Annotated in this window: 27 protein-coding genes, 1 rRNA gene and 3 pseudogenes (1 of these 31 running past the window's edge); 27 read left to right on the top strand and 4 right to left on the bottom strand. The window is 63.8% G+C overall.

Features of this window, described 5'->3' with window-relative positions:
- Positions 1-38 precede the first annotated feature (38 nt).
- Entirely contained in the window at positions 39-872 is an 834-nt protein-coding gene (istB, locus tag HPF_RS15775) for an IS21-like element helper ATPase IstB (RefSeq protein WP_133157126.1), read from the top strand.
- A 166-nt stretch (positions 873-1,038) separates the two neighbouring features.
- Here istB (HPF_RS15775) and HPF_RS15770 read toward each other — a convergent pair whose 3' ends face one another.
- Complete coding sequence (locus tag HPF_RS15770) at positions 1,039-1,698, bottom strand: NUDIX hydrolase (RefSeq protein ID WP_133157125.1); 660 nt, start codon at positions 1,696-1,698, stop codon at positions 1,039-1,041.
- 60 nt (positions 1,699-1,758) lie between these two features.
- Here HPF_RS15770 and HPF_RS15765 point away from each other — a divergent pair, with 60 nt between their 5' ends.
- Positions 1,759-2,694 (top strand): metallophosphoesterase, encoded by a 936-nt coding sequence (locus HPF_RS15765; protein ID WP_133157124.1) that lies wholly within the window; start codon positions 1,759-1,761, stop codon positions 2,692-2,694.
- Between the two features lie 69 nt (positions 2,695-2,763).
- Here HPF_RS15765 and HPF_RS15760 read toward each other — a convergent pair whose 3' ends face one another.
- Positions 2,764-3,510 (bottom strand): IclR family transcriptional regulator, encoded by a 747-nt coding sequence (locus tag HPF_RS15760; protein WP_133157123.1) that lies wholly within the window; start codon positions 3,508-3,510, stop codon positions 2,764-2,766.
- Positions 3,511-3,553: 43 nt separating this feature from the next.
- A complete protein-coding gene (locus tag HPF_RS15755; protein WP_133157122.1) occupies positions 3,554-4,105 on the bottom strand; it encodes a VOC family protein in 552 nt (183 codons plus the stop codon).
- Between the two features lie 100 nt (positions 4,106-4,205).
- Between HPF_RS15755 and HPF_RS15750 the strand changes: the two genes are divergently transcribed.
- The 24 genes and pseudogenes from HPF_RS15750 (at position 4,206) to istB (HPF_RS15635) (ending at position 24,142) form a co-directional block, all read left to right on the top strand.
- Positions 4,206-5,057, top strand: coding sequence for a fumarylacetoacetate hydrolase family protein (locus HPF_RS15750; RefSeq protein ID WP_133157121.1), 852 nt, complete (start codon positions 4,206-4,208; stop codon positions 5,055-5,057).
- Positions 5,058-5,067: 10 nt separating this feature from the next.
- A complete protein-coding gene (locus tag HPF_RS15745) occupies positions 5,068-5,502 on the top strand; it encodes a PaaI family thioesterase (protein ID WP_133157120.1) in 435 nt (144 codons plus the stop codon).
- A 27-nt stretch (positions 5,503-5,529) separates the two neighbouring features.
- Positions 5,530-6,423 carry a phytanoyl-CoA dioxygenase family protein gene (locus HPF_RS15740; protein WP_133157119.1) on the top strand — a complete coding sequence of 298 codons (894 nt, stop codon included), beginning with the start codon at positions 5,530-5,532 and terminating at the stop codon, positions 6,421-6,423.
- Positions 6,424-6,466: 43 nt separating this feature from the next.
- On the top strand, positions 6,467-7,492 hold the full coding sequence (locus HPF_RS15735; protein WP_165961719.1) for a TRAP transporter substrate-binding protein: 1,026 nt from the start codon (positions 6,467-6,469) through the stop codon (positions 7,490-7,492).
- A gap of 1 nt (position 7,493) precedes the next feature.
- On the top strand, positions 7,494-7,991 hold the full coding sequence (locus HPF_RS15730) for a TRAP transporter small permease (protein ID WP_133157117.1): 498 nt from the start codon (positions 7,494-7,496) through the stop codon (positions 7,989-7,991).
- Positions 7,984-9,291 (top strand): TRAP transporter large permease, encoded by a 1,308-nt coding sequence (locus tag HPF_RS15725; RefSeq protein ID WP_133157116.1) that lies wholly within the window; start codon positions 7,984-7,986, stop codon positions 9,289-9,291. Before HPF_RS15730 ends, HPF_RS15725 begins: the two co-directional genes overlap by 8 nt.
- 8 nt (positions 9,292-9,299) lie before the next feature.
- On the top strand, positions 9,300-10,799 hold the full coding sequence (gene mhpA, locus HPF_RS15720) for a bifunctional 3-(3-hydroxy-phenyl)propionate/3-hydroxycinnamic acid hydroxylase MhpA (RefSeq protein WP_207959173.1): 1,500 nt from the start codon (positions 9,300-9,302) through the stop codon (positions 10,797-10,799).
- Positions 10,796-11,182, top strand: a complete 387-nt coding sequence (locus tag HPF_RS15715; RefSeq protein ID WP_133157115.1) for a nuclear transport factor 2 family protein — start codon at positions 10,796-10,798, stop codon at positions 11,180-11,182. Before mhpA ends, HPF_RS15715 begins: the two co-directional genes overlap by 4 nt.
- Before the next feature lie 3 nt (positions 11,183-11,185).
- Positions 11,186-12,196 carry an NAD(P)H-quinone oxidoreductase gene (locus HPF_RS15710; RefSeq protein ID WP_133157114.1) on the top strand — a complete coding sequence of 337 codons (1,011 nt, stop codon included), beginning with the start codon at positions 11,186-11,188 and terminating at the stop codon, positions 12,194-12,196.
- A 27-nt stretch (positions 12,197-12,223) separates the two neighbouring features.
- The gene (locus HPF_RS15705) at positions 12,224-12,925 is read left to right on the top strand and encodes a 3-oxoacid CoA-transferase subunit A (protein ID WP_133157113.1); all 702 of its coding nucleotides are present in this window, start codon (positions 12,224-12,226) and stop codon (positions 12,923-12,925) included.
- 11 nt (positions 12,926-12,936) lie between these two features.
- Positions 12,937-13,575 (top strand): 3-oxoacid CoA-transferase subunit B, encoded by a 639-nt coding sequence (locus HPF_RS15700; RefSeq protein WP_133157112.1) that lies wholly within the window; start codon positions 12,937-12,939, stop codon positions 13,573-13,575.
- 504 nt (positions 13,576-14,079) lie between these two features.
- Positions 14,080-14,403 (top strand): helix-turn-helix domain-containing protein, encoded by a 324-nt coding sequence (locus HPF_RS15695; RefSeq protein WP_133157111.1) that lies wholly within the window; start codon positions 14,080-14,082, stop codon positions 14,401-14,403.
- The gene (locus HPF_RS15690; RefSeq protein ID WP_133157110.1) at positions 14,400-14,648 is read left to right on the top strand and encodes a hypothetical protein; all 249 of its coding nucleotides are present in this window, start codon (positions 14,400-14,402) and stop codon (positions 14,646-14,648) included. The genes HPF_RS15695 and HPF_RS15690 overlap by 4 nt, the downstream gene beginning before the upstream one ends.
- Before the next feature lie 18 nt (positions 14,649-14,666).
- A complete protein-coding gene (locus HPF_RS15685; RefSeq protein ID WP_133157109.1) occupies positions 14,667-15,758 on the top strand; it encodes a HipA domain-containing protein in 1,092 nt (363 codons plus the stop codon).
- Positions 15,759-16,033: 275 nt separating this feature from the next.
- Complete coding sequence (locus HPF_RS15680) at positions 16,034-16,270, top strand: helix-turn-helix transcriptional regulator (protein ID WP_133157108.1); 237 nt, start codon at positions 16,034-16,036, stop codon at positions 16,268-16,270.
- A 1-nt stretch (position 16,271) separates the two neighbouring features.
- Positions 16,272-17,588, top strand: coding sequence for a type II toxin-antitoxin system HipA family toxin (locus HPF_RS15675; RefSeq protein WP_133157107.1), 1,317 nt, complete (start codon positions 16,272-16,274; stop codon positions 17,586-17,588).
- Positions 17,497-18,279 carry a HipA domain-containing protein gene (locus HPF_RS15670; RefSeq protein WP_279512591.1) on the top strand — a complete coding sequence of 261 codons (783 nt, stop codon included), beginning with the start codon at positions 17,497-17,499 and terminating at the stop codon, positions 18,277-18,279. Before HPF_RS15675 ends, HPF_RS15670 begins: the two co-directional genes overlap by 92 nt.
- 640 nt (positions 18,280-18,919) lie before the next feature.
- Positions 18,920-19,219: a hypothetical protein gene (locus tag HPF_RS15665; RefSeq protein WP_079365169.1), complete on the top strand. Its 300-nt coding sequence runs from the start codon at positions 18,920-18,922 to the stop codon at positions 19,217-19,219.
- A gap of 109 nt (positions 19,220-19,328) precedes the next feature.
- Positions 19,329-19,778, top strand: a pseudogene (locus HPF_RS15660) (IS21 family transposase); the annotation flags it as partial.
- 76 nt (positions 19,779-19,854) lie between these two features.
- On the top strand, positions 19,855-20,247 hold the full coding sequence (gene tnpA, locus HPF_RS15655; RefSeq protein ID WP_079365167.1) for an IS66-like element accessory protein TnpA: 393 nt from the start codon (positions 19,855-19,857) through the stop codon (positions 20,245-20,247).
- The gene (gene tnpB, locus HPF_RS15650; protein ID WP_133157105.1) at positions 20,244-20,576 is read left to right on the top strand and encodes an IS66 family insertion sequence element accessory protein TnpB; all 333 of its coding nucleotides are present in this window, start codon (positions 20,244-20,246) and stop codon (positions 20,574-20,576) included. Before tnpA ends, tnpB begins: the two co-directional genes overlap by 4 nt.
- 74 nt (positions 20,577-20,650) lie before the next feature.
- Positions 20,651-22,210, top strand: a complete 1,560-nt coding sequence (tnpC, locus tag HPF_RS15645; protein WP_424955179.1) for an IS66 family transposase — start codon at positions 20,651-20,653, stop codon at positions 22,208-22,210.
- A gap of 32 nt (positions 22,211-22,242) precedes the next feature.
- Positions 22,243-23,334 (top strand): annotated as a pseudogene (gene istA / locus HPF_RS15640) (IS21 family transposase); the annotation flags it as partial.
- Positions 23,327-24,142, top strand: coding sequence for an IS21-like element helper ATPase IstB (gene istB / locus HPF_RS15635; protein ID WP_133157104.1), 816 nt, complete (start codon positions 23,327-23,329; stop codon positions 24,140-24,142). The pseudogene istA and the gene istB (HPF_RS15635), both read left to right, overlap by 8 nt.
- Before the next feature lie 59 nt (positions 24,143-24,201).
- Here the strand turns inward: istB (HPF_RS15635) and HPF_RS15630 are convergent.
- Positions 24,202-24,520 (bottom strand): annotated as a pseudogene (locus HPF_RS15630) (transposase); the annotation flags it as partial.
- 428 nt (positions 24,521-24,948) lie between these two features.
- Between HPF_RS15630 and HPF_RS15625 the strand changes: the two are divergent.
- Positions 24,949-25,093, top strand: a 16S ribosomal RNA gene (locus HPF_RS15625); it runs 1,384 nt beyond the window's last position.

The raw sequence follows: 25,093 nt of genomic DNA, 5'->3' as shown, positions 1-25,093 counted from the left end.
CGCTCGGTCGGCGACGATGACGCACAGGGGGTGCGCGCATGAGCCAGGAGATCATCGGCGCCCTCAAAGCCCTGAAGCTGCATGGCATGGCCGCCAACTACCCAGAGGTGGCGGCGCAGGCACGGCACACCGACTTCAGCCCTGAAGCCTTCCTCAGTCAGCTGCTGCGGGCCGAGCAGGCCGAGCGTTCGGTGCGTTCGATGGCGTACCAGATGGGCGCAGCCCGCTTCCCGGCCCACCGTGACCTGGCCGGCTTCGAGTTCGGCCAGGCCAGTGTGGACGAGGCACTGGTGCGCACGCTGCACGGCCGCGCGTTCATCGAGGCCGCGCACAACGTGGTGCTCATCGGCGGTCCGGGCACCGGCAAGACACACCTGGCCACGGCCATCGGGATCGAGGCGATCCAGCGGCACGGCAAGCGGGTGCGCTTCTTCTCGACCGTGGAGCTGGTCAACGCGCTGGAGCTGGAGAAGAGCCAGGGCAAGGCCGGACAGCTGGCCCACCGGCTGGTCTACATGGACCTGGTGATCCTGGATGAGCTGGGCTACCTGCCGTTCAGCCAGGCCGGTGGAGCGCTGCTGTTCCACCTGCTCTCCAAGCTCTACGAGAGAACCAGCGTGCTGATCACCACCAACCTCAGCTTCGGGGAATGGAGTCAGGTATTTGGCGACGCCAAGATGACCACCGCACTGCTCGACCGGCTGACCCACCACTGCCACATCGTGGAGACCGGCAACGAGAGCTGGCGGTTCAAGCATTCCAGCGCAGCACCCAAGACCGTTCAGAAAAGGCGGCCCAGGACGGCCCTGCCGGAAGTCATTGAGAAAGGAGAAACGAACGCACCAACAGTAGACTTATCCACAGACGCGTAGCCCGGCTACACCCCAACAGGTGGGGTCAATATTGGATGAAAAACCGGGGTCAGGATTGCGCGGAAATCAACAACGTGTGCTGTGCGCTGAGCGAGATTTTCTGAAGCACCAGGACAACTTGAGCGAGGAGCTTGCAAGGACCTCGTGTCACCGCCCTTGCATCTGCTCAGAACGTGAAGCCCTCCCGAGCCTTGAAGAGCTGCGCTGGTCGTTGTGGACCACGCTCGTACTCGTCCAGTTCCACCAGGTCTGTAGAGCCCTTGAGTCGACGCCGGAACGCGCTCTTGTCCAGGGCACGGCCGAGGATGGCCTCACAGACCTTCTGCAGTTGGGTCAGGGTGAACTTCTCGGGCAACAGGTGCAGCGGCAGCACGTCGCCTTCCACCCGCGAGCGCAGAGCCCGCAATGCGGCCTGCAGCTGTTCCTCATGGTCGAAGGCCAGACGATGACGGGTACTGGTGGCACTGACCCACTGGACAGCTTCGACCTTGTTGCGTACGAGTGCATTGATCTTGTCCTTGGGCAGCAAGGCGTAGAACAGAGTGGCAATGGACCAGCCTCGGGGATCACGGGTAGGACCACTGAAGGTGGATACCTCGGCCACATGCGGCAGCTCCACGCTCACCTTGTGGGCCAGTACACGTCGAGCGGCGGCCATCAGCGAGTCGTCCAGGTGTGGCTTGAGGACGCCACTGGGCAGTGCCCAGTGGCGGGCATACGGATCTTCGGCCCGTTTGACCAGCAGCACCTTCAAGCCGTCATCGTCCACACAGAACAGGGCCACGTCCACACCGACCAGAGGAAACAGCTCTCGCACGACGACCATAGTTGCAGAGTGTCAATATGTTGTTATGATATTTGCATTGTGCCACTAAGGGTTGACGATATGGCGTATGACATCGTGGGAGATATTCATGGGCAGGCGGACAAGCTGGAGGCGCTGCTCGAGACCATGGGCTACCAGCGCAAGGCAGGTGCTTACCGCCATCCGTCGAGAACGGCCATCTTTGTGGGCGACTTCATCGACCGAGGCCCGCGCCAGGTGGACAGCTGCCGACTGGTGCGCGAAATGGTGGACGCTGGCAGCGCGCAGGCGGTGATGGGCAACCACGAGTTCAACGCGGTGGCGTGGTTCATGCAGGATCCGGAGGGCGAAAGCGCAGAGCACTATCTGCGGCCGCGCCACGGCGAGAAGGGAATTAAGAACCGCCACCAGCACCAGGCCTTCCTGGCCGAAGTGGAGGGCACTCCCATGCATCAGGAGCTGATTGACTGGTTTCTGACCTTGCCCCTTTGGCTGGAGCTGCCTGAACTACGAGTGGTGCACGCCTGCTGGCACGACGGGCTGATGTCCTCGCTGGCGCCACTGCTGGGGCCTGGTCGCACTCTGACGCCGGAATTGATAGTCAGGGCGAGTCGGGAGGATGATCCTGTGTTCTCTGCCGTGGAAGCGCTGACCAAGGGCATCGAAGTGCCACTGCCTGATGGGCACTTCTTCCACGACAAAGACGGCCACGAGCGGCGCAACGTCCGCATCCGTTGGTGGGAAGAGGGCAGCGACACCTACCGTGATCTGGCGATCATGCCGGAGCCTGAGCGACAGAAGTTGCCGGACCTGCCGCTGAGCGCGAAGGCCAAGCCTGTCTACGACAAAAGCAAGCCTGTGTTCTACGGCCACTACTGGATGCAGGGAGACCCGGTGTTGCAGGGCAGCCACTTTGCATGCGTGGACTACAGCGCCGGCAAGGGAGGGCCGCTGGTGGCCTATCGGTGGGAGGGGGAGGATCAACTTGATCCTGGCCACTTCGTGAGCGCAGCCTAGATGTGACGGGTGCTAACGGTGACGTCTCACAAGCTCTGTTTCTGACAGGCTAGGGAAATTGAGGGTACTTCAGGATGCCTTGAGCCGCACCTGAATATCGTCGGTCGCTGCTTTGAGCCATCTGAACAGCTTGGCGTCGCTTTCCTCTGCAATTCGTGGACCCGAACCCACGATGGCAAGTGCACCCACACAGTCGCCATCGGCATTGAGCACAGGCACGGCCATCGCGCCAACCCCAGGCTGCAACTCACCCAGCGACCGGTAGTAGCCCTGGCGACGGATGTTTTTCAGAAAGGTGCGGAACTCGGCCCAATCCTGGCCCATGCCGTTGGCAGCAATCTCTTGCGAATGCTGGGCGTAGATCTTGACCAACTGCGCCCGTTCCAGCCAAGCCAGCAGTACCTTGGGCGCACCAGAGCGGAACATGGGGCGGGGCCTGCCACGCCCATAGGTCAGCACCAGATTCTCCGTTCCGTTCGCGCGGTGAATGTCGATCACCCGCGGTCCGGCATAGAGAACACTGAGCACCAGGTCGTACCCGCTGCGCTTCGCAGCGGTCATCATCGCCGGGGCCGCGGCCAGCAGGACCGGATCGCTTTGCCTCAGCTGGTAGTCGAGCTCAATGATCCGTCCGCCTAGGGCGTAGTGCCCAGCCGAAACTTTCTGAAGCATGCCGGCTTCGACCAGCTCCTTCACATAGCGGTAGCCGGTGGGACGCGTGTACCCCAGCGCCGCATTGATTTCGTCGGGTTGCCATACCGGGCGCTCCTGTGTGAACAACCCGAGGATGGCAAACACATTGGAAGAACTGCTCATGCGCGGCTGACCGAAGATGGGGTATCCGGATTCTAGGGCGCGCTCACTCCACACCCATGCGCCTGGCCATCTCCGCCCGCCATTCGGCGCGCGGCTTGAAACCCGGCAACGACCTTGCATGCGCTTCCAGGCGTTGCATGAGCGCGCCTTCGTCGCCCGACAGATCGACTGGCACGCGCATCGGCTGAGAGACGTACCACGGGAGGTCGATGTAGAGCTCCAGGCGGTTGCCTTCAGGGTCTCGCACATAGATGGAAACGGCGTTGCCGTGCGTGACCGGCGTGACATCGGAAGCGCCTTCGCGCTGAAGGGTCTGGAGCATGGCGCGCAGGGTGGCCAGGCTGTCGGCCTTGAGCGAGATCTGGTTGATGGGATTGAACCCCATGTCGGCCGGACGACCGCTGATGAGCACGATCTGATGGTGCTCGTCCGGATCTCGGCTGAGGAACACCAGCTCCATCGGCCCATTGGGGCCGGGCAGTTCGCCGCGGTCTGTCACGGTGAATTCGAGGATGCGTGTGTAGAAGTCTTCGAGCCGGGCGATGTTGGTCACGAACATGCCGAAGTGACTGAAGCGGAAGCCGGGTCTGCTCATGGTTTTCCCTCACAAGACGAGTGTTGACGGTCAAAACTGAAAAGTGATTAAATCTCGCTATTCGAGATTTTGCAACTTTCATAAGAGGACAGGAGACAACATGAAACTGGTGAGCTTTTCAAGGAATGGTCAGCAGAGTTACGGCGCGGTCACTGAAAAAGGGGTGGTGGATCTGGGCGCTGTATTGGGCTCCCGCTACACCGATCTCAAGGCCTTGCTGACCGCAGATGCCCTGACTGAGGCCGCCGCGGTGGTCGCACAGGGAGTGGCGGGTTTTGGCTTGGCGGACGTCGATCTGCTGCCCGTGATCCCCAACCCGGGAAAGATCTGGTGCTGCGGCCTCAACTACGGCGAACATGTGCGCGAGACCAACCGCGAGATCACTGAACAGCCGACGTTCTTCCTGCGTGTGGCCGATTCCCAGGTGGGCCACGGGCAGGCCATGCTCCGGCCACGCGAGTCCACTCAGTTCGACTACGAAGCGGAAATCGCAGTGGTCATTGGCCGCCCAGGCCGCCGCATCGCCGAGGCCGATGCAGGCCGGCATGTCGCTGGCTACGCTTGCTACAACGACGGAAGCGTGCGCGACTGGCAGCGTCACACCCAGCAATGGGCACCGGGCAAGAACTTCTGGCGCACCGGTGGCTTCGGGCCCTGGATGGTGACGTCCGACGAGATCCCCTTCGGCTCCCTGATGACGCTGACTACGCGGCTCAATGGCGAGGAGCTGCAGCGCGCGACCACCGACATGATGATTCACAGCATCGCGCGGCAGATTGCCTATGTGTCCACCATCGCGCCGCTGGAACCAGGCGATGTGATCGTCACGGGCACACCGGGTGGCGTGGGGGCCAGGCGCACGCCACCCGTGTGGATGAAGGCCGGTGATGTGGTCGAGATCGAGGTGGACCGCATCGGCGTGTTGCGCAACCCCGTGGCCGACGATGTCTGAAGTTCCTTCGATGCACGAATTTTCAGGCGGCTGGTTCTGGCGCATGCACCGGGGCGAGCTGCCACCGCCGCCGGTGTCGCTGTTGTTGAAACAGCGCATCGTTCGCATCGACCTGGAACGTGGCGAACTGGATGCGGATTTCGAGGCTGATGCCAGCTTCGCCAACCCGGCGGGGCATGTCCAGGGCGGCATGTTGGCCGCCATGCTGGATGCGCTCACGGCCAGCGTGGTCGATGCCACGTTGCAGGCGGGTGAGCGTGTGGCCTCACTGAGTCTGAACGTGTCCTTCCTGAAGGCGGCGCAGGTCGGCCCGATCCAGGGAAGGGCGCATCTGGTGCGCAAAGGACGCACCGTCGCGCATGCGGGCGCGGAGCTGGTCCAGGGCGACATCGCCGTGGCCAGCGCCACGGCTGTCTGCATGGTTGTTCCACAGGCAGGGCGTTGACCCCGCAAGTACTTCGGAAAGTTCTTCATGTCTCATCCCGTCATTGACACCACCTCCACACCTGTGCCTGACTTGCACCTGCATGCCCTGCGGACCGTGACGGACGAAGACGTCGCGGCCTATGAGCGCGATGGCGTGGTCTGCCTGCGCCAGGTCTTCGATGCTTCCTGGTGCGAGATGCTTCGCGAAGCGGCGTTGCAGGCCATGGACAGCGGACAAGGCCGTGTGCGAGAACCCCAGCTCGGTGCAGGCGAGGGGCGCTTCTATTCGAGCGTCTATCAGTCGGACCTGGACCCGCGTTTTGCCCTTCTGCGGGATGCATCGCCAGCGCCCGAGGTAGCCGCGCGTCTGATGCGGTCCGACAGCGTGCGCTTCTTCTACGACCAGCTCTTCATCAAGTCCCCTGGTACAGCGGCCCCGACACCCTGGCACAACGACTTGCCGTTCTGGCCCTTCCGCGGCAACGACCTGATCTCCCTGTGGATCGCGCTGGCGCCGGTCTCGAGGCAGACCAGTGGTGTGCAGTACGTCGTGGGCTCGCATCGGTGGAACAAGATGTTCCGTGCGGTCACGCCCGACTTCGACCCCCGTTTCATGGACGAGTCGATGGAGGTCTGTCCCGACTATGGCGATGGCAGCCACCCGGAGGCGCAGATTTCCTGCTGGGACATGCAGCCGGGCGACGTGCTGTGCCACCACCCGATGACCGTGCACGGCGCCGCCGGCAATGCGTCGCAGACACAGTGGCGCATCGGTCTGTCGATCCGCTACCTGGGCCGAGACGTGCAATGGGACCCGCGGCCTCACACCATGTCGCTGCGCCGCAACCCCGGCGTCGCACCTGGTGAGTTCCCCGCAGATGACGTTGCGCTGCCTGTCGTCTGGGAACGCGAGCGGGGGCTGCTGGCCCGCGCTGGCTGACGAAACCGACACCGACACCCCAACCACCCAGGAGACAAAGAAAATGCCCACTTCCTATCTGACTCGTCGTCGCGCAGTCGCCACCATGGCGACCCTGTGCCTGGCCCCCACGATCGCGCGCTCCGCCGATCCAGTGAAACTCAAGTTCAGCAGTTTCGAGCCCCCCATGGCGAACATCACGGCCAACGTGCTGACGCCTCTGGCGAAAGAAGCCACGGCAGCGTCCAAAGGGTCCTTGCAGATCGACATGTTCGCCGGCGGTACGCTGGGGCGAAACCCTTTGCAGCAACTCAAGCTGGTCACCGACGGCGTGGCGGACGTGGGGTGGGTGGTGTTGCCCTACACGCCAGGCCGATTCGACGACACCGAGATCGTGGGTCTGCCCTTCGTGACCAGCAACGCCACCGAAGCCAGCGTCGCGCTGCATCGGCTCTATGCCGAGGGTACGCTGGTCGGGTTCGAAGGTTTGAAAATGCTCGCGGTGGGGGCCACGCCGCCGGTGGTCATCCACGCCAACAAGCCGGTGCGACTGCCGGCAGATCTCAAGGGCAAGCGGGTCCGCGCATCCGGTGACCACCTCACCCGCGTGATCGAAGCGCTGGGCGGGGCCCCGGTGCAGGTCGGTGGCGGCCAGATCGCTGAATCGCTGTCGCGCGGCGTGGTGGACATGACGCTCAACAACTGGGGCTTCGTCGGTGACTTCAAGGTCAACGAAGTCAGTTCGCAGCATCTGGATCTGCCGCTGGGTGCGGTGGCGGTGGGCATCGTGATGCGCCAGGACCGCTTCGATGCGCTGCCGCCCGAAGCCCGCTCGGCCCTTGAAGGGGCCAGTGGCGAGGCGCTGGCCCGCAAGCTGGGTCAGGCCTTTGATCGCCAGGAAAAGGAAGTCAGGGCGCGTGTTTCCGCCTCTGGCAGGAACACGGTGACCACGCCGAGCGAGGCGGAGGTCGCGGAATGGCGCAAGGTCATCGACCCGGTGAACGAAAGCTGGCGCACGGCCAAGCCACGCAATCAGCGCATCCACGCGGCCTTTGCCGAACACCTCAAGCGCATCCGCGCCGGCGCCTGACATGAGCGACAGCATCTGGTCCGCGCGTGTGGAACGCGCGGCGGCAGGGCTCGCCCTCGCGGCGGTCGGTGGCCTGCTGCTGCTCGCCGCAGGCACGGCGGTGGACGTGCTGCTGCGGTTCGTGTTCGCCAGCCCCATCCGCGGTTTCGTGGACATCGCCTCGCTGACCGGTGCAGTGCTTCTGGCGGCCTGCTTCCCTCATGTGCTGGTGTCGCGCACCAACATCTCGGTCGACATTCTGGGCCGCAGCCTGGGCAGTGGCTTCAAGACCGCGCTGGACCGCTTTGCCGCGGTGGTGACGGCAGCCTTCTTCGCTTTGATGGCCTGGCAATACGTGCGCTTCGCCATGGAAATGCACGAAACCCAACAGCTCATACCCGTGCTCAGGTGGCCGGTCTGGCTCTGGTGGTCAGCGGTGGCGCTGTTCATCGTTCTGGCCGCCTCGGGCGCCGCGCTCACGGTGTGGAAGCGCATGCCGGAGGACAACAGCAATGAATGATCCTGTCGTCCTGACCTTGCTGGGGCTGTTCGCGACCTTCGGTCTGGTGGCGCTGCACGTACCGGTTGGCGTGGCCATGGGCGCTGCGGGCGTGGTGGGCTTCGGCCTGCTCGCCGGTTTCGACCCCGCGCTGGCCATGATCGCATCGGAGACCACCAACAACCTGGCTTCGCTGGAGCTGGCAACGATTCCGCTGTTTGTGTTGATGGGGTCGTTCGCCAGCGTGGCGGGACTGCCCGAGGACCTGTACCGCCTGGCCTATGCCCTGGTGGGGCATCGACGCGGCGGCCTCGCCATGGCCACCGTCGGTGGCTGTGCCGGCTTCGGCGCCGTGTGCGGCAGCTCGGTTGCGACGGCGGCCACCTTCGGCAAGGCTTCACTGCCGTCCATGATCTCGCGCGGGTACAGCCCGGGTTTTGCTGCAGGCACGGTGGCCTCCGGGGGCACATTGGGCATTCTGATACCGCCGTCCTCCATCATGGTGATCTACGCGGTGCTGGCACAGGAACTGATCATCACCCTGTACATCGCCGCACTCGTCCCGGCGCTGATCGCGTTGGTGTTCCACCTGTGTGCCATCGCGGTCCACACACGGCTGCGCCCACAGGACGCCCCCATCGGCCCGCGTGCAACGGCGGCAGAGCGCTGGCAGGCCGCACGCATGAGCTGCCCGGTGGTGTTCCTGGCGGCCACCGTGATCGGTGGCATGGCCGCGGGGGTGTTCACCGCCACCGAGAGCGCCGCGGTGGGCGCGGTGCTGGCGTTTGGCTTCGCCGTCTGGCGTCGCGCGCTCACCCGGAAAACGCTGCGGCAGGCACTCATGGGCACGGCAGGCACCAGCGGAATGATCTATGTGCTCATCATCGGTGCGTCGCTGTTCGGCTACTTTGCGGCGGTGACCCAGGCACCCCAGGCCATGGTGGAAGCCGTGCAGGCGTCGGGCATTCCGGTGTGGGCGGCGGTGCTGGCGCTGATGGTGATGTTCATCTTGGCCGGCGCTGTGTTCGACGAGGTCGCGGCCATGGTGATCTCCATGCCTTTTGTTCTGCCATTGATCATCAGTTGGGGCTTTGACCCGATCTGGTGGGGCGTCATCAACGTCGTGATCATCGAGATCGGCATGCTGACCCCGCCTCTGGGCATGAACGTCTTTGTGGTCAAGGGCATTGCCCCCACGATCCCGCTCACAGCCATCTACCGGGGGGTGACGCCTTACCTGGTCTCCAACATCCTGCGCCTGTCCGTGCTGCTGATGTTTCCCGCGCTGTCGCTCTGGTTGCCGCAGGTTCTGAAAGGTTGAAATCAACAATGAAAAACGACACTGCCTTCGACGAAGACACGTTGCACGACGTTGCGATCATCGGCCTTGGACCTTGTGGTGCATCCCTGGCCAATCTGCTGGGTCAGCAGGGTCTCAAGGTCCTGGTGATCGAAAAGGAAGGCGACATCTACCGCCTGCCCCGCGCCATCCACTTCGATGGTGAATGCATGCGGGTCTTTCAGTCAATGGGCATCGTCGACATGCTCTACCCGCACCTGCTGGTATCGCCGGGCATGAAATTCGTGGATGCCGCAGGTCGCGTTCTGATCGACTACAGCCGCTCCAGGGAGCTCGGACCGCAGGGCTGGCATCCGAGCTACCGCTTTCACCAGCCCCAGCTTGAAGAAACCTTGCGGAAGCGGCTGCTTGATCACAAGACGGTTCAGGTTCGCCTCAGACACGACGTCTTTTCGGTCGAACCAAGGGACGATCGCGTTGAGCTTCGGGTGGAGGATATGGCCAGCGGACGGCTGATGACCGCTCGAGCCCGCTATGTCGTGGGTTGCGATGGTGCACGGTCCCTGGTGCGCCGCTTCATGGGCACCGAACTCGACGACATGAACTCGCACGAGCGCTGGCTGGTGCTGGACGTGTTGCTCCGCCGCGATCGGCCCGACCTGGGGGACCACAGCATCCAGTATTGCGATCCGGCTCGCCCTTCCACGTACGTTCGTGGCGTGGGCAACCGACGCCGCTGGGAGCTGATGCTCATGCCCGGCGACGACCCGGTTTCGATCGTCCGCCCGGAGTCGGTCTGGGCCTTGCTGGCGCGCTGGATCACCCCGGACGACGGCGTGATTGAACGACCGGCTGTGTATACCTTCCATTCGGTCGTTGCGCGTGGATGGCGCCGCGACCGGATGTTGATCGCCGGTGACGCGGCGCACCAGACTCCTCCCTTCATGGGGCAGGGCATGTGCGCCGGCATCCGCGATGCCTTCAACCTGGCTTGGAAGCTGGTGGCCGTAGTGAAAGGCCGATTCCCGCCCAGCTTGCTGGACACCTATGAAAGCGAACGATCGCCCCATGTGCGCGAGTTCATCAAAACCGCTGTGCGATTGGGCGGGGTCATCCAGACCACCGACGAAGCCGTCGCACGCGAGCGCGATGCCCGCATGTCCGCCAACCCCGAGGTGTTCAGGACTCCCCAGCCGGCACTGGGCCCGGGCTGGCATGCAGGCGGAGACGTGGCCGGACGCGTGGCGCCGCAGCCGCTGCTGGACGACGGAGATCGCTTTGACGATGGCCTGGGTGACCGGTTTGCACTGGTTGTCGCACCTGACGCGTTGGGTGCGTGCGCGGTTTCGAGCCATGAGCAGTTGGTGGTGCGGGAAGCCAGGGATGCGGCTGTCAGGCAGTGGCTGAACGACCTGGGGTGTGTCGCCCTGTTGTTGCGACCTGACCGGCACATCGCCGCGGTCGCGACGAAGGCCGCTGACATCAAGTCCTTGGTGCAACGTTATGTGGCCGGGGAGCATGCGGCATGAACACGCTGCTGGCATGTGAACGGGCCCGTGCCGACGAGGTGATGGCGGGCGATCTGGACCGGCTGGCGGATTGGCTGGCCGAGGATCTGGTCTACGTGCACGCCACGGGACTGCGGCACGACAAAGCGCAGCTCCTGGCTTACCTGCGGACCGGTCCGCGCTTTCTGGCGATCGACCTGCTCAACCCGAGTGTGCAGGTGATGAGCGACTGTGCGCTGGTGGTGGGTGAGCTGGAGATGCGTCTGCAACGCAACCCTGAGGAACAACCCGTGACCGTTCGCTCGTGGGTGAGCGAGATATGGGTGCGCGACATGGGCGATGGCGCGGGCTGGAAGCTGCGCCTGCTGCAATCCACCCGCCAGCAATCTCCTGTTCCAGGCTGACCCATGGGCATTGACATACCAACCCTGCAAGCGGTGATCAGGATCACTGCGCCCGGTGGGCCCGATGTGCTCTCCCAGTTCAGCGCTCCCACGCCGCATCCGAAACATGGCGAGGTACTGATCGCTGTTCAGGCCGCGGGCGTGAACAGGCACGATTGCAACCAGCGTCGGCGCGGCCCGAGCCCTGAACACAGCGATGTTCCGGGACTGGAGGTCGCCGGGCTCGTGGTTGCGGTGGGGCATGGCGTGGCGCCCGAATGGCTGGGGCAACGGGTCTGCGCGCTGACCGATGGCGGCGGCTACGCGCAGTTTGCGACGGCACCGGCGACCCATGTGCTGATGGTGCCCGAGGGTCTGAGCTGGACAGAGGCTGCGGCGCTGCCTGAGGCGGCATTCACGGTGTGGCACAACTTCTTTGTTGTGGCGCGTCTCGCGGCGGGTGAATCGATCCTGATCCACGGGGGCACCAGCGGCGTGGGCACACTGGCCATTCAGATCCTGTCCGCACTCGGTCACCCCGTGTTCGTCACCTGTGGTTCCGGGGAAAAAGTGGCTGCCGCGCGGCGCCTGGGTGCGACCCTGGCGATGGACTACCGCCATGAGGATTTTGCTGATGCGGTCTTGGTGCACACCGCAGGCCGGGGGGTGGACGTGATTCTGGACATGTCGGGCGGCAAGTACTCGGCTGCCAATGTGAAGGCCCTGGCCCGACGGGGTCGCATCGTTCACCTGTCGCCAGGAGAAGACGCGGCCTTGCAGGTCCCCTTGCGTGCGCTGATGGCCAAGGAGGCGGTGGTGACAGGTTCGCTTCTGCGGCCTTTGCCGGATGCAGAGAAGACGGCCATCGCCGAGCGCCTGGGGGTGGTCTTGTGGCCCCTGATCTCGAGCCGGGGAGTCCGCCCCGTGATCTCTCAAACCTTTGCGCTGGGGCAAGCGCAAGAGGCCCACCGAGCGATGGAAGAGGGCCACCACATCGGCAAGATCGTATTAACCACCGCGTCCTCCTTGACGTGATATGAGAACCCTTCTGAGAGCAGAGACATGATTGACAAGACCGTGGCATCCGCTTGTGCAGCGCTCGAGGGCGTGGCCGACGGCGCCACCATTCTGATAGGCGGGTTTGGCACCGCCGGACAACCCACCGAGCTCATCGACGCGCTGCTCGAACAGGGGGCCCGTGATCTCACTGTGGTTTCCAACAACGCCGGCAGCGGAGACGAGGGCCTGGCCTTGCTGCTTGCACAAGGCCGTGTGCGGAAGATCATCTGCAGCTTCCCCAGGCAGGCGGATTCCTGGCACTTCGACAGGCTGTACCGGGCCGGGAAAATTGAACTGGAACTGGTTCCCCAGGGCACTCTGGCCGAACGCCTGCGAGCGGCTGGTGCGGGCATCGGCGGCTTCTTCACACCCACCGGCTACGGCACCGAACTGGCCGCCGGCAAAGAAACCCGTGTCGTGAATGGCAAGGGCCATGTGCTCGAGTCGCCCCTGCATGGCGACGTGGCTCTCATCAAGGCCGAGCGTGGCGACCGCTGGGGCAACCTCACGTACCGCAAGGCCGCGCGCAATTTCGGACCGGTAATGGCCATGGCGGCCCGAACCACGGTGGCTTCTGTGCACGAACTCGTCGAGCTCGGTGGGCTGGACCCTGAATCGGTGGTGACACCAGGCATTCACGTGGACCGGGTGGTGTGCGTTGCTCGCAGCGCGACCCGCGCAGGCGGCTTCAAGGCAACGCCCTGAAAGGACCCGCAATGACGTACACCCCCCTCTCCAGAAGCGCGCTGGCCCAACGCGTCGCCCGCGACATCCACAACGGCGCCTATGTAAACCTCGGCATCGGCATGCCCACCCTGGTGGCCAACCATCTGCCAAGCGGCGTCGAGGTGGTGCTGCACAGCGAAAACGGCATTCTGGGCATGGGGCCTGCGCCGTCTGAGGGCACCGAAGACTTTGATCTGATCAACGCGGGCAAGCAGCCAGTGACCCTGCTTCCCGGTGGTTGCTTCTTTCATCATGCCGACAGCTTCAGCATGATGCGCGGCGGCCACATCGACATTTGTGTTCTCGGTGCATTCCAGGTGTCCGCCATGGGCGATCTCGCCAACTGGAGCACGGGGGAGCCCGACGCCATACCGGCCGTTGGCGGCGCCATGGACCTGGCGGTAGGTGCGCGCCAGACCTGGGTGATGATGGATCTGCTTAACAAGCAAGGGCAGAGCAAAGTGGTCGAGCGATGCAGCTACCCGCTCACTGGTGTGGCCTGCGTCAAGCGCATCTACACCGACCTCGCCACATTGGAATGCAGGCCAGATGGCCTTTGGCTGATCGATGCGGTGGACGGCTTGACCCGGGCGGAGTTGGAACGGCTGGTTGGACTTCCTATCAAGTGACAGCTTGCACATTTGGTGGAGTTGGTGCTGGTGCACAGCGCTGCCGCAAGCGGCGCTTTTCTGGCGTCCGGATCGGTGCTCTTATCTCACAGGGACGATCTGGTGACTCTTGCCGCCTGTATTTATGGCAACGGGCCGCACCGCCAGTAAAGACGCGGGTGCAGCACATCCGTCCACGAGATATCCACAGGCTTCTCCAGCTCCGGTGGGGATAAGCCTCAGGTCGGTTGTTCGAATCTGGATGTCTATGCGCTGTAAGCGCTCAGATCTGCACGCATGTATGTGTTGACCCGGGCAGGGCCCCGGACTGGAGCAAGGCGCCGTGATGACCAACAGGCCTCAGACCGGTTGGGACAGGTCCACCACAGATCGTTCAAATACGAGCACTTGTCAGGCTTGAGCGCTCTGATCTGATCCTTCGCTCGTTGGCAAAAATCCAACGGCCGCCTCTTGCAGGGTGTCGTGACAGTCGAATCAAGGCAGTTCCATTACTGAGGACCTGCCATGAAAAACTCCCTTTCCCCTTCCCATGAACGCGCGCTCAAGCGCCTGGGCTCCAACATCTCACTGGCCCGACGGCGGCGCCACTGGAGCCAGCGGGCGATGGCCGAGCAGATCGGTGCCTCGGTCAGCACGGTGCGGCGTCTGGAGGCGGGCGATGCGGGTGTGGCCATCCAGCACCTGCTCGGCGTGATGTCCGCTCTTGGATCGCTTGACCAGTTCAATGCCCTGCTCGACACCCCACAAGACACCATCGGCCTGCTGATGCAGGACGCCGCCTTGCCCGAGCGCATCCGGGGCTGCCCATCGGATGAGGTCGCCGAATGAACACCACAGCCCTGATGCCACCACCGAGCGCTTACGGTCCGCGCAGGGACGAGATCCTCGACATCACCATGGGGAAGTCCGAGCAGCCTCTGGGCGTGCTGCACCATATCCAGGACGGACCCACCGAGTGTTCTGAGTTCTCCTTCGATCGGCGGTGGCTGGGCCGCGAACTGCTCTTCAGCCCGTCACCCGATCTGCGCTGCCACCACCACGGCCAGTGGAGAACCCGTCCCCTGGGTCAGTGAAGCCCCTTCTTTGCGGCCTTGGCGGACACGCAACCAGACGGGTTTGCACAAGGCATCCTGGAACGATCCCTGGGTGAGGCCACCCTCACCACCCATCCCCTCGCAGGTCTGGAGTCCCGGGCCCTGGTGTCCCTGTGCGCGACCCACGAGCTCTGCCGGCTCGGTGCACTGCGGATCCGGCCCAGGAACCCGGCACTGACTGTGTCCGGCAGGCGCTTCGACCTGCCGTTCGCCGCAGACCTGGACACCATGGCCAGGGCAACTGCGGCCTTCGAGCGCGGGGACGCCGACGAGCGCCAGACCCGGCTACTGCTCTCCAGTGCCACCGCTCTGGGCGGTTCCCGTCCCAAGGTCTGCTTTGTTCAGGACGCAGAGAAGCAGGATAGGGGAACGCTGGCGGTGGCCCGGCTGCCCAGCGTGGCCGATCGCTATCCGGTGGCCAGGGCGGAAATGCTCCTCGGACAGCTGGCCCGGGAAGTGGGTATCCGGGTGGTGGACATGGCGCTGAAAAACCTGTGCAACGCGACGGTGCTGATCACCCAGCGATTGGATCGGGACGCGGATGGGAGGCGGCTGCCCTACCTGTCTGCCAGGAGCCTGTTGCTTGCGGAAGAGGGCGAAGAAATCACCTGGCTGGATCTGCTGAAGGCCATGCGGGCATGCAGCAAAGATTTTGGGGCAGACGCCCGCCAGCTGTGGCTGCGCCTGGTGTTCATGCGGCTGATCAACACCCGTGTGTCGCTGGGAAAGTTCGGCTTTGTGTACAGCGCCCTAGGTCGCTGGCGGCTGGCACCCGCCACCGCACTGCGACCCGGCATGGAGCCCGACCACCAACCGGTCATATCCGGCGCCCCAGGGTTGGGCCTGCGATGGGATGTGGATCATCTGCTCAGGCATTCGGCGGCATTCGAGATACCCCGCGACGAGGCACGCACGCTCCTCCAGAGGATGGTCGAGGTCATCAGCCGGTGGAAGGTCGCTGCCGTGCAATACCCCGTGCGCATGACGACCACCGACCTGGCATCACTTGAAGCGGCCATGGAGAACGCGCAGCTTCGGAAGGCCCGGGAGTTGGTGGGCAGTCGCCGGGCAGGAGCGGTGCACCAATGAGGGCGGGATCCAGCAGGCCAGATGAAGGGGGGCTTGCAGGGTCCGAGGGCGAAGCTCCTTTTTCGTGCGCGCGTGTGTTTCTTGAAAGGCTGGCGTGTATGCGCTCAGATTTGAACGTGCGTATTCCACGCAGTGATTGCCCTCAGCGCTGCTGCGTTTACCGATCGGTGCATCTGGTCAGGCTCGGCGTTGATTTGTTCAGAAATTTCCCTATCGGGGTACTTTCTTGCTAAGCGCGCTAAGTCCATACATAATGCCCCGATCAGGAAATTTCTATGGCCGCCCGCATCGACTCTCCCACCTCTCTCGGCCAGGCCGTGCGCCGCGCGCGCAAACAGCTGCAGCTCACCCAGCCCCAGCTCGCCCTGACGGCCGGGGTTGGCGTGCGCTTCATCGTCGAGCTGGAAGCCGGCAAACCCACCGTGCGGCTCGAAAGCGTGCTGCGCGTGCTGCAAGCCCTGGGAGGCGAACTGCAGGTCGATGGCCTGCCCACCCCGAGCGAGGGGGTCTGACATGGTCCGTCAACTCGATGTCTGGCTGACAGGCGCTCACCCGGGCACCCTCATCGGCACCCTCACACAGTCCGAAGGCCGCCTCGCGTTCCGCTACCGGCCCGAATGGCTGGCCAGCGGCCACGCCACGCCCCTGTCCCAATCGCTGCCGCTGCAGGCGGACGAATTCGACGACCGCGCCACGCGCCCTTTCTTCGCAGGCCTGCTGCCCGAGGGCGACAAGCGCCGGCTCGTGGCGCAGGCACTGGGCGTCTCCCGTCAGAATGACTTTGCCCTGCTCGACGGCATCGGCGGTGAATGTGCGGGCGCTGTCACCCTGCTGGAGCCCGGGCAGGCGCCCGTCGACGCTGCGGTTCCCAACGCTGTGCGTTGGCTGGACGATGCCGACCTGCTCAAGCTGCTGGGCGACATGCCGCGCAGGCCCATGCTGGCGGGCGACGGCGACCTGCGCCTGTCGCTGGCGGGTGCGCAAGACAAGCTGCCCGTGGTGGTGCAGGGCGACCGCATCGGCCTGCCCTTGTTCGGTTCTCCCAGCACCCACATCCTCAAGCCGACCATTCAGGGCATCGAGGGCAGCGTCTACAACGAGGGCTTTTGCATGGCGCTCGCGCGGGCCATCGGGCTCGATGCCGCGCCCACCGAGATCCGCCGCGTGCAGGACCAGCCATTTCTGCTCGTTCAACGCTACGACCGTCTGGCCGTCCAGCCGTCCAACGCCCAGCAAACGCCAGCAGCCACACAACGCCTGCACCAGGAAGACTTCTGCCAGGCCCTGGGCGTGCCGCCCGAGCTGAAATACCAGAACGAGGGTGGCCCCGACTTGACCCAGGCCTTCGCCCTGGTGCGCAGCGCCACCCGCCCCAGCGCGCCCCAGCTCATCAAGCTGCTGGACTTCGTGCTGTTCAACGCCCTCATCGGCAACCACGACGCCCACGCCAAGAACTTCTCACTGCTCTACACCCCACTTGGCGCAGTGCTGGCTCCTATGTACGACGCGCTCTGCACCGCAGCCTACCCTGATCTGTCCGATCGCATGGCCATGAAGATCGGCAGCAAGTACCGTTTTACCGACCTCTACCCCCGACATTGGGCGCAGTTCGCCAGCGAAGCCGGGCTGTCACCCGCCCAGGTGAAAAAGGCCCTCAAGCGCGCCGCCGAGCGCCTGCCCGAACGTGCCCACCAGACCCAGGCCCAACTGGCCGGGCAGGGCCACCAGCACGCCGTCATTGCGCAGATTGGCAAGCTCATTGAGGACCGCTGCGCCACCACCCTGCGCCGTCTGGCCATGCCCAGCACCGCAACCGATTCAGATTCCTGAGCCAGGGGGTCACCGCGCCCTTTCCAGACGCCAAAGCGGCCTGCTCGGCCTCATCGCTCAGCTGGCCCGGGAAGTGGGCATCCGGGTGGTGGACATGGCGCTGAAGAACCTGTGCAACGCAACGGTGCTGATCACCCAGCGATCGGATCGGGACGTGGATGGCGGTCGAAAGCCCTACCTGTCCGCCCGAAGCCTGTTGCTCGCGGAAGAGGGCGAAGAACCGGACTGGCTGGATCTGCTGGCGGTCATGAGGGCATGCAGCAAAAATTTCAAGGCAGACGCACGACAGTTGTGGCTCCGCCTGATGTCCATGCAGCTGATCAACGCCCGTGTGTCGCTGCGAAAGTTCGGCTTCGTGTACCGGTCCCTTGCTCGCTGGGAGCTGGCACCCGCCACCGCACTGCGCCCCGCCATGGAGCCCGAATGCCAACCGGCCCAGTCCCACATCCCGGGGCCGGGCCTGCGATGGGATGTGGATCAGCTGCTCAGGCGTTCGGCGGCATTCGATATACCCCACGACGAGGCGCGCACGCTCCTCAAGAGGATGGTCGAGGTCATCAGCCGGTGGAAGGCGAAGGCCGAGCAGTATCCGGTGCGCATGACGAACACCGACATCGCAACACTTGAAGCGGCCATGGAGAACGCGCAGCTTCGCAAGGCCCGGGAGTTGGTGGGCGGCCGGCGGCCATGAGCTCCAAGCCGACGGAGGCAGGGCCGGGCGGGTCGGGCAGGTCGGGCAGGAGGGTGGGGGGCTTGCAGGGTCCGAAGGCGGAATCCCTTTTTCGCGCGCGCGTATTTATTCTTTAATGGGGTGTTGGCCAGCAAGGCCCAGCGTTCACACACCAAATTTCTGAGCAAGAGAAAGAGCGGCTGACACGACTGCAGGGGCGATACAGGTTCGCTGCGGACTGCGTCCACCGCCAGTAAGACAAGGCTCCCACGAAAGTGGGGGCCTTTTGTCTTTCTGGGCCCAGTGTTTTCGCGGGGTTGCGGCCGGTGGCCGATTCTCTGTGGCTTCTCTCGCTGCAGCTTTTCTGGCCTTTGCTGCGGGCCATTCTCTAACGCAGCTTTTTGGCAGTGAGGCTTTTGGCAAAGCTTCAGGTCAATTCAATCAGTGCTGACTTTTGATCTCCCCAGACCATGGCAGGTAGGGGTGACCAGAGGTCGTTGAGTGGGGTAGGGTGGTCCGGTTCGCAGCGGTTGCTGCCCCTCGTCTCCGCTAGCCGAACGCACGCTGTCCGTCGTCATGCAGTCATTGGGGCCGGTAGCCATGGGATCGAACAGTGAGATGCCTTAGCATGCAGCTCCCCCGTTTTCATCCAACTTGACACATGGCTCGCAGCAAGCAAGACGAAAGAACGCAAGAGCGGACTCGATTGATTGTTCCGCTCACGGAGGCGAAGGAGCGGATCAAGCTGCAGTTGGAGCGCGGCAGGGCGGTTCCCAATGCGTCGATCAATGAGAACGATGAGGCCAGGCGCTGGTACGACTTCACCGCAGAACTCTTGCGACAAATCAGCAGCACAGATGAACTGCAAGATGAGTTCACGGGGAGAGGTGGCTTCAGTTTTGGCGGAGACATCTCCACAGGACACTACCTAAGGAAGCTGCTCTCCTTGTATGAATGTTGATTCATTTCCAGAGCTGGGCCATTTCGGGACGCGTTCACGTTGAAATCTGAGCCACGTTGCCGCTCTATCGTGCTGAGTTTTTCAGCACGGGGGAGCAGGAGTGATCAACGTGAGCACATTGAGCAAGTTGCGCCGCCTCGTGCTGAGGCAGGACGTGTCGGTGCGCGAGGCCAGCCGCAGGCTGGGCATCTCGCGCAATACAGCCACCAAGTGGCTCAAGGACGGACAGATGGTCGAGCCCCGATACCCGCAACGGGTGTCGGGCCCCAGCATCCTGGACCCGTACAAGGATCAGTTGAGCCAATGGCTCAAGGCCGATAGCCATCGCAGCAAACGCGATCGGCGCGGGATCAAGGCGATGTTTGAAGCGCTGCGGGCGCAGGGCTACAGCGGCAGTCGGGGACCGGTGTACGCCTTTGCCCAGCGCTGGCAGCAAGAGCAAGGCAACGCGTCACGCGGCGCGGGGTTTGTGCCGCTGAGCTTCGAGTTGGGCGAGGCATTCCAGTTCGACTGTAGCGGCGAGTACCTGTTCATCGGTGGGCTGCGCCGCCGCCTGGAGGTATGCGTCCGGTGAACCCATCTTGAGTCGATGACGGTAATCGACGATCGTCCCCACGAAGGAGATCGTGGGGACGATGGAACGATTGATCGATGGACAGCGCCGACTGCGGCGCGAGTACAGCGCTGATTTCAAGGCGCTGGTACTGACTCGAACCCGTGGGCCTGGTGCATCTGTGGCGGGTGTAGCCTTGAGTCACGGCCTGCACCCGAACATGGTGCACCGCTGGTTACGCGAAGATCGCTTGACGGGAACACACGTCCAGCAGCAACCGCCGGCCTTTGTTGCCCTACCTGTTCCGACGGGCGTCAGCGATGTTCGCGTTGCTCAGACGGCAGGGGCTGCCTCGGGCGCGGAGGGCGAGTTTATTCGTATCGAGCTGCAGCGTGCCGGTACCACCATCACGATTAACTGGCCGGTGACGGCGGCTGCTCAATGCGCCCAGGCACTGCGTGAGTTGCTGCGATGATCCGTATTGACGCCCTGTGGCTGGCAACCGAGCCGCTGGACATGCGCGCCGGAACGGAATCGGCCCTGGCCCGCGTGGTGGCGGTCTTCGGTGCTGCGCGCCCGCATCACGCCTACCTGTTTGCCAACCGGAGAGCCAACCGGATGAAGGTGTTGGTACACGACGGCATTGGGGTGTGGCTGGCGGCGCGGCGCCTGAACAGCGGCAAGTTCGTCTGGCCGCGTGACGGTGCGTTGACCACCACGCTCAGCCGCTCGCAGTTCGACGCTCTGGTGCTGGGCCTGCCCTGGCAGCGCCTGGGCGATGGTGGCCTCATCACCGTGCTCTGAATCTGATCGCTGACATGCGGCCTGCCAATCGGTGCATGTGCCAATGGCGTGGCGTTACCGGCGCTGGCACAGTCATGCCCATGGTCGTAGAGCCGCAATCCCTGGATGGTCTGAGTCCCGAGCAATTGCGCTCGGCGCTGCTGTCCATGCTGCAAGCCGCTGCTGCCAAGGACCAGGAGCTTGCCTTCAAGCAGACCCTCATCGACAAGCTCACGCACGAGAACGCGCTCTTGAATCGCATGAAGTTCGCCGCCCAATCAGAGCGCTTCAGCCCTGAGCAGAAGAGCCTGCTCGACGACGAGATCGAAGCGGACCTGGCGGCCGTGGCCAGCGAGATCGACGTGCTGTCGCAGGCGCAAACGCCGACCACCCCCGAGAAGAAACAAGCCAAGCGGCTGCCCTTGCCAGCGCACCTGCCACGCCGCGAGATCCGCCACGAACCCACGTCCACCACCTGCTCGTGTGGCTGCCAGATGAAACGCATCGGGGAGGACGTGGCCGAGAAGCTGGACTATGTGCCCGGCGTCTTCAGTGTCGAGCGCCACATCCGCGGCAAGTGGGCCTGCGCCCGGTGCGAGACCATTCAACAAGCGCCGGTCGAGGCGCACGTCATCGACAAAGGCATCCCCACCACCGGCCTGCTGGCCCAGGTGCTGGTGGGCAAGTACGCCGATCACCTGCCGCTGTACCGGCAGGAGGCGATCTTCGGCCGCGCTGGCCTGGCCATCCCTCGCTCGACCCTGGCGCAGTGGGTGGGCACCTGCGGGGTGCGGCTGCAGCCGCTGGTCGATGCCCTGAAGACCGAGATCCTCAGCCACCGGGTGCTACACGCCGATGAGACGCCGGTGGCCATGCTCAAGCCCGGCGATGGCAAGACGCACCGCGCCTACCTCTGGGCCTATGCGCCGGGGGCCTTCGAGAGCATCAAGGCTGTGGTCTACGACTTCTGCGAGTCGCGCTCGGGCGAGCACGCCCGGCGCTTCCTGGGCCACGGCACCGTCAAGGCCTGGAAGGGCAGCCTGACCTGCGACGACTTCAGCGGATACAAGGCCTTGATCGCCAGCGGCGTGACCGAGGTTGGCTGTCTGGCCCATGCCCGGCGCAAGTTCTTCGACCTGCACGCGGCCAACCAGAGCCAGATCGCCGAGTTCGCCCTGCAGCAGTTCGCCCGGGTCTATGAGATCGAGCGGGACGTCAAAGAGCTGGACACCGAGCAACGGCAAGCCGTTCGGCAGCAGCAGACCCGGCCGATCCTGGACGCTCTTAACGAGTGGATGACGCTGCAACGGCGCCAGGTGCCCGACGGATCAGCAACCGCCAAGGCGCTGGACTACAGCCTTCGGCGCTGGGATGCGCTGACCCGATTCGTGGATGACGGACAACTGCCGGTCGACAACAACTGGATCGAGAACCAGATCCGGCCCATTGCCATCGGTCGTAACAACTGGCTGTTTGCCGGCAGCCTGCGTGCGGGCCAGCGAGCGGCCGCCGTCATGAGCCTGATCCAGTCGGCCCGTATGAACGGGCACGACCCGTATGCCTACCTCAAGGACGTGCTCACGCGACTGCCCACGCACAAGGCCAGCCGCATCGTCGAGCTCCTGCCACACCGCTGGAAACCCGCCGACGCCTGATCACCGGCCTCGGTAGGCCTGGGTTTGCCGGACGCTTACGCCTGGAGGTGGCACACACCAAGCTGGCGGCCAGTCGCGCCTTCTGTCTGGTGGCGTACTACAGTCAGGCGCACGAGATGCTGTTCGATGCACATGCGCGGGCGTTCGCTCTCTTCGGTGGCGTGCCACGGCGGGGCATCTACGACAACATGAAGACCGCGGTCGACAAGGTCGGTCAGGGTAAGCAGCGCAGCGTCAATGCGCGCTTCGAGGCCATGACCGGGCACTACCTGTTCGAGCCGGAGTTCTGCAACCGGGCCGCCGGCTGGGAGAAGGGAGTCGTCGAGAAGAACGTTCAGGACCGGCGCAAGGACATCTGGCGCGAGGCCAGTGAGTGCCGCTGGGGATCGCTTGACGAGCTCAACGACTGGCTGGAGCAAGCCTGTGTGGAGGCCTGGGGCGAGATGAGTCACCCAGAGTGGGGGCACCTCACGGTGGCCGACGTCTGGCAGGACGAACGTGCACGCCTCATGCCCAACCCCCGGGCGTTTGATGGCTATGTGGAGCAGCCGGTGCGGGTCTCTGCCACTTCGCTGATCCACTTCCAGCGCAACCGCTACAGCGTGCCATGCGAATGGATCCACGCGGTGGTCAGTCTGCGGGCCTACGCAGATGGCCTGCTGGTGGTCGGTCCCGATGGGCGACAGGTGCGCCTGCAGCGCAGCTTCGAGCGGGACCAGACGCTCTACGACTGGATGCACTACATCGCGCTGATCGAGCGCAAGCCCGGCGCGCTGCGCAACGGCGCGCCCTTCAAGACCATGCCCGAACCCCTGCAGGAGTTGCAGCGCCAGTTGCTGCGCCACAGCGGTGGCGACAGGGTGATGGCGCAGGTGCTCATGGGCGTGAGCCTGCATGGGCTCGAAGCCGTGCTGGTGGCCGTGGAGCTGGCGCTGCAGTCGGGGCGGGTGAGTGCCGAGCACGTGCTCAACCTGCTCTCGCGCCTGCAGGAGCAGCGCATGCCCGAGCCGCCGGTGGCCACACTGCTCGCGCTCAACACACCGCCACTGGCCAACCTGCAGCGCTACGACACGCTGCGCAACGCCCAGCCTCAAGAGGCCTCACCGGAGTCCGACCATGCATGACCTCATGGATGCCTTCAAGGCGCTGGGCTTGCACGGCATGGCCAGTGCCTGGCCGGAGGTGCTGGGCACTGCGCGCATGAAGTCGCTGGATCACGAGGCCGTGCTGCACCAGCTCATCAAGGCAGAGACCGCGCAGCGCGAGGTGCGCTCCATGGCTTACCAGATGCGCGTGGCGCGGTTCCCGTCGCATTGCGATCTCGCCGGCTTCGACTTCGCCCACACGCCCATTGATGAAGCCTTGGTGCGCCAGCTGCACACCCTTGGCTTCGTGGACTCGGCCCACAACGTGGTGCTGGTCGGTGGCCCCGGCACAGGCAAGACCCACCTGGCCACCAGCCTGGGAATCGAGGCCATCCGCCAGCATGGCAAGCGGGTGCGCTTCTTCTCCACGGTGGAGCTGGTCAACGCCCTGGAACTGGAGAAGGCGCAGAACAAGTCCGGGCAGTTGGCACACCGGTTGATGTACGTCGATCTGGTGATCCTGGATGAACTGGGCTACCTGCCGTTCACGCAGTCGGGCGGCGCGATGCTGTTCCACCTGCTGTCCAAACTCTACGAGCGAACGAGCGTGGTGATCACCACCAACCTCACCTTCTCCGAATGGAGCAGCGTCTTCGGCGACGCCAAGATGACCACGGCTTTGCTCGACCGCCTCACGCACCACTGCCACATCGTAGAGACGGGCAACGAGAGCTGGCGATTCAAGCATTCCAGTGCCGCTGGCGCGGCACCATCAAAGCCACGCAGCAAAGCTCAGAAAGGAGACCGAAAAACAGCAGACCCGATAGACTTATCCACAACCGAGTAGCCAGAATATCCATCAAACCAGTGGCTCAGTATTCGACGTGATCACTGGCTCAGTTGTGCTGATGAATCAACAGGCAGGTTGTGTTCACCGGTATCCAGGCCCGCAAACTCACGGAACAGCGCCATGTCGTACAGCGCCTCTTCCATAGCCGGGTCCGAGAGGTTGAACCACTGTTGGACGAAGTGGATGCGCAGCATGGTCTTGACGGCAAACAGCGGGCGTCCGCCCTTGGCGCCCGGTGCAGGCGCATGTGGCGAGATCAAGGACACCAGCGCAGCCCAGGGCACCACCAGGTTCATCTCGTCTAGGAACTCGCGCTCGCGCGTCTTCAAGGCCCAAGCGCTCGAATCCGTTCTCGCCCAGGCTCAGTTGCTTCATGCCGTCAATGTCTCACATCGGGCCATGGGCGCCGGGGCTTTGCAGACCTTACTTAAACGTGTGCAGCGTCATGTGGATACCGCGATTAGCCGGCTTGGCACGGATGCTCGGTGCATCCACGCGCAGCGGATGGTGGGCACAGCTCGAGGAATAGCCCGTTGCCTTGACAGTGCCTCTTTCATTTTTTTTACACAAGCTCAAAAACTGGTGTATACTGCAAGGCTTCGCTGATCGCAGCAAAGCAAACAAGAAAGCAAGCGATGCTTGGGTTTCTTGAGGATCATTAAAAACATACAGCCGATAAGCGTGGGCGTTTGAAGGCGATTGCGAAACAGGACTCGAAAGAGTTCAAGTCGCAAGACTTTAAACGCTCATGAGAATAGAAGTGAAGTTCACTTCAATTCCGTTTTTATGAGTAATTCAAGATCGAACTAAAGAGTTTGATCCTGGCTCAGATTGAACGCTGGCGGCATGCTTTACACATGCAAGTCGAACGGTAACAGGCCGCAAGGTGCTGACGAGTGGCGAACGGGTGAGTAATGCATCGGAACGTGCCCAGTCGTGGGGGATAAC

It is taken from the genome of Hydrogenophaga pseudoflava, assembly GCF_004353865.1.
GTDB classification, from domain to species: domain Bacteria; phylum Pseudomonadota; class Gammaproteobacteria; order Burkholderiales; family Burkholderiaceae_C; genus Hydrogenophaga; species Hydrogenophaga pseudoflava.
The sequence above is the reverse complement of the archived record's forward strand: the minus strand, read 5'-3'. Positions and strand labels throughout refer to the sequence as shown.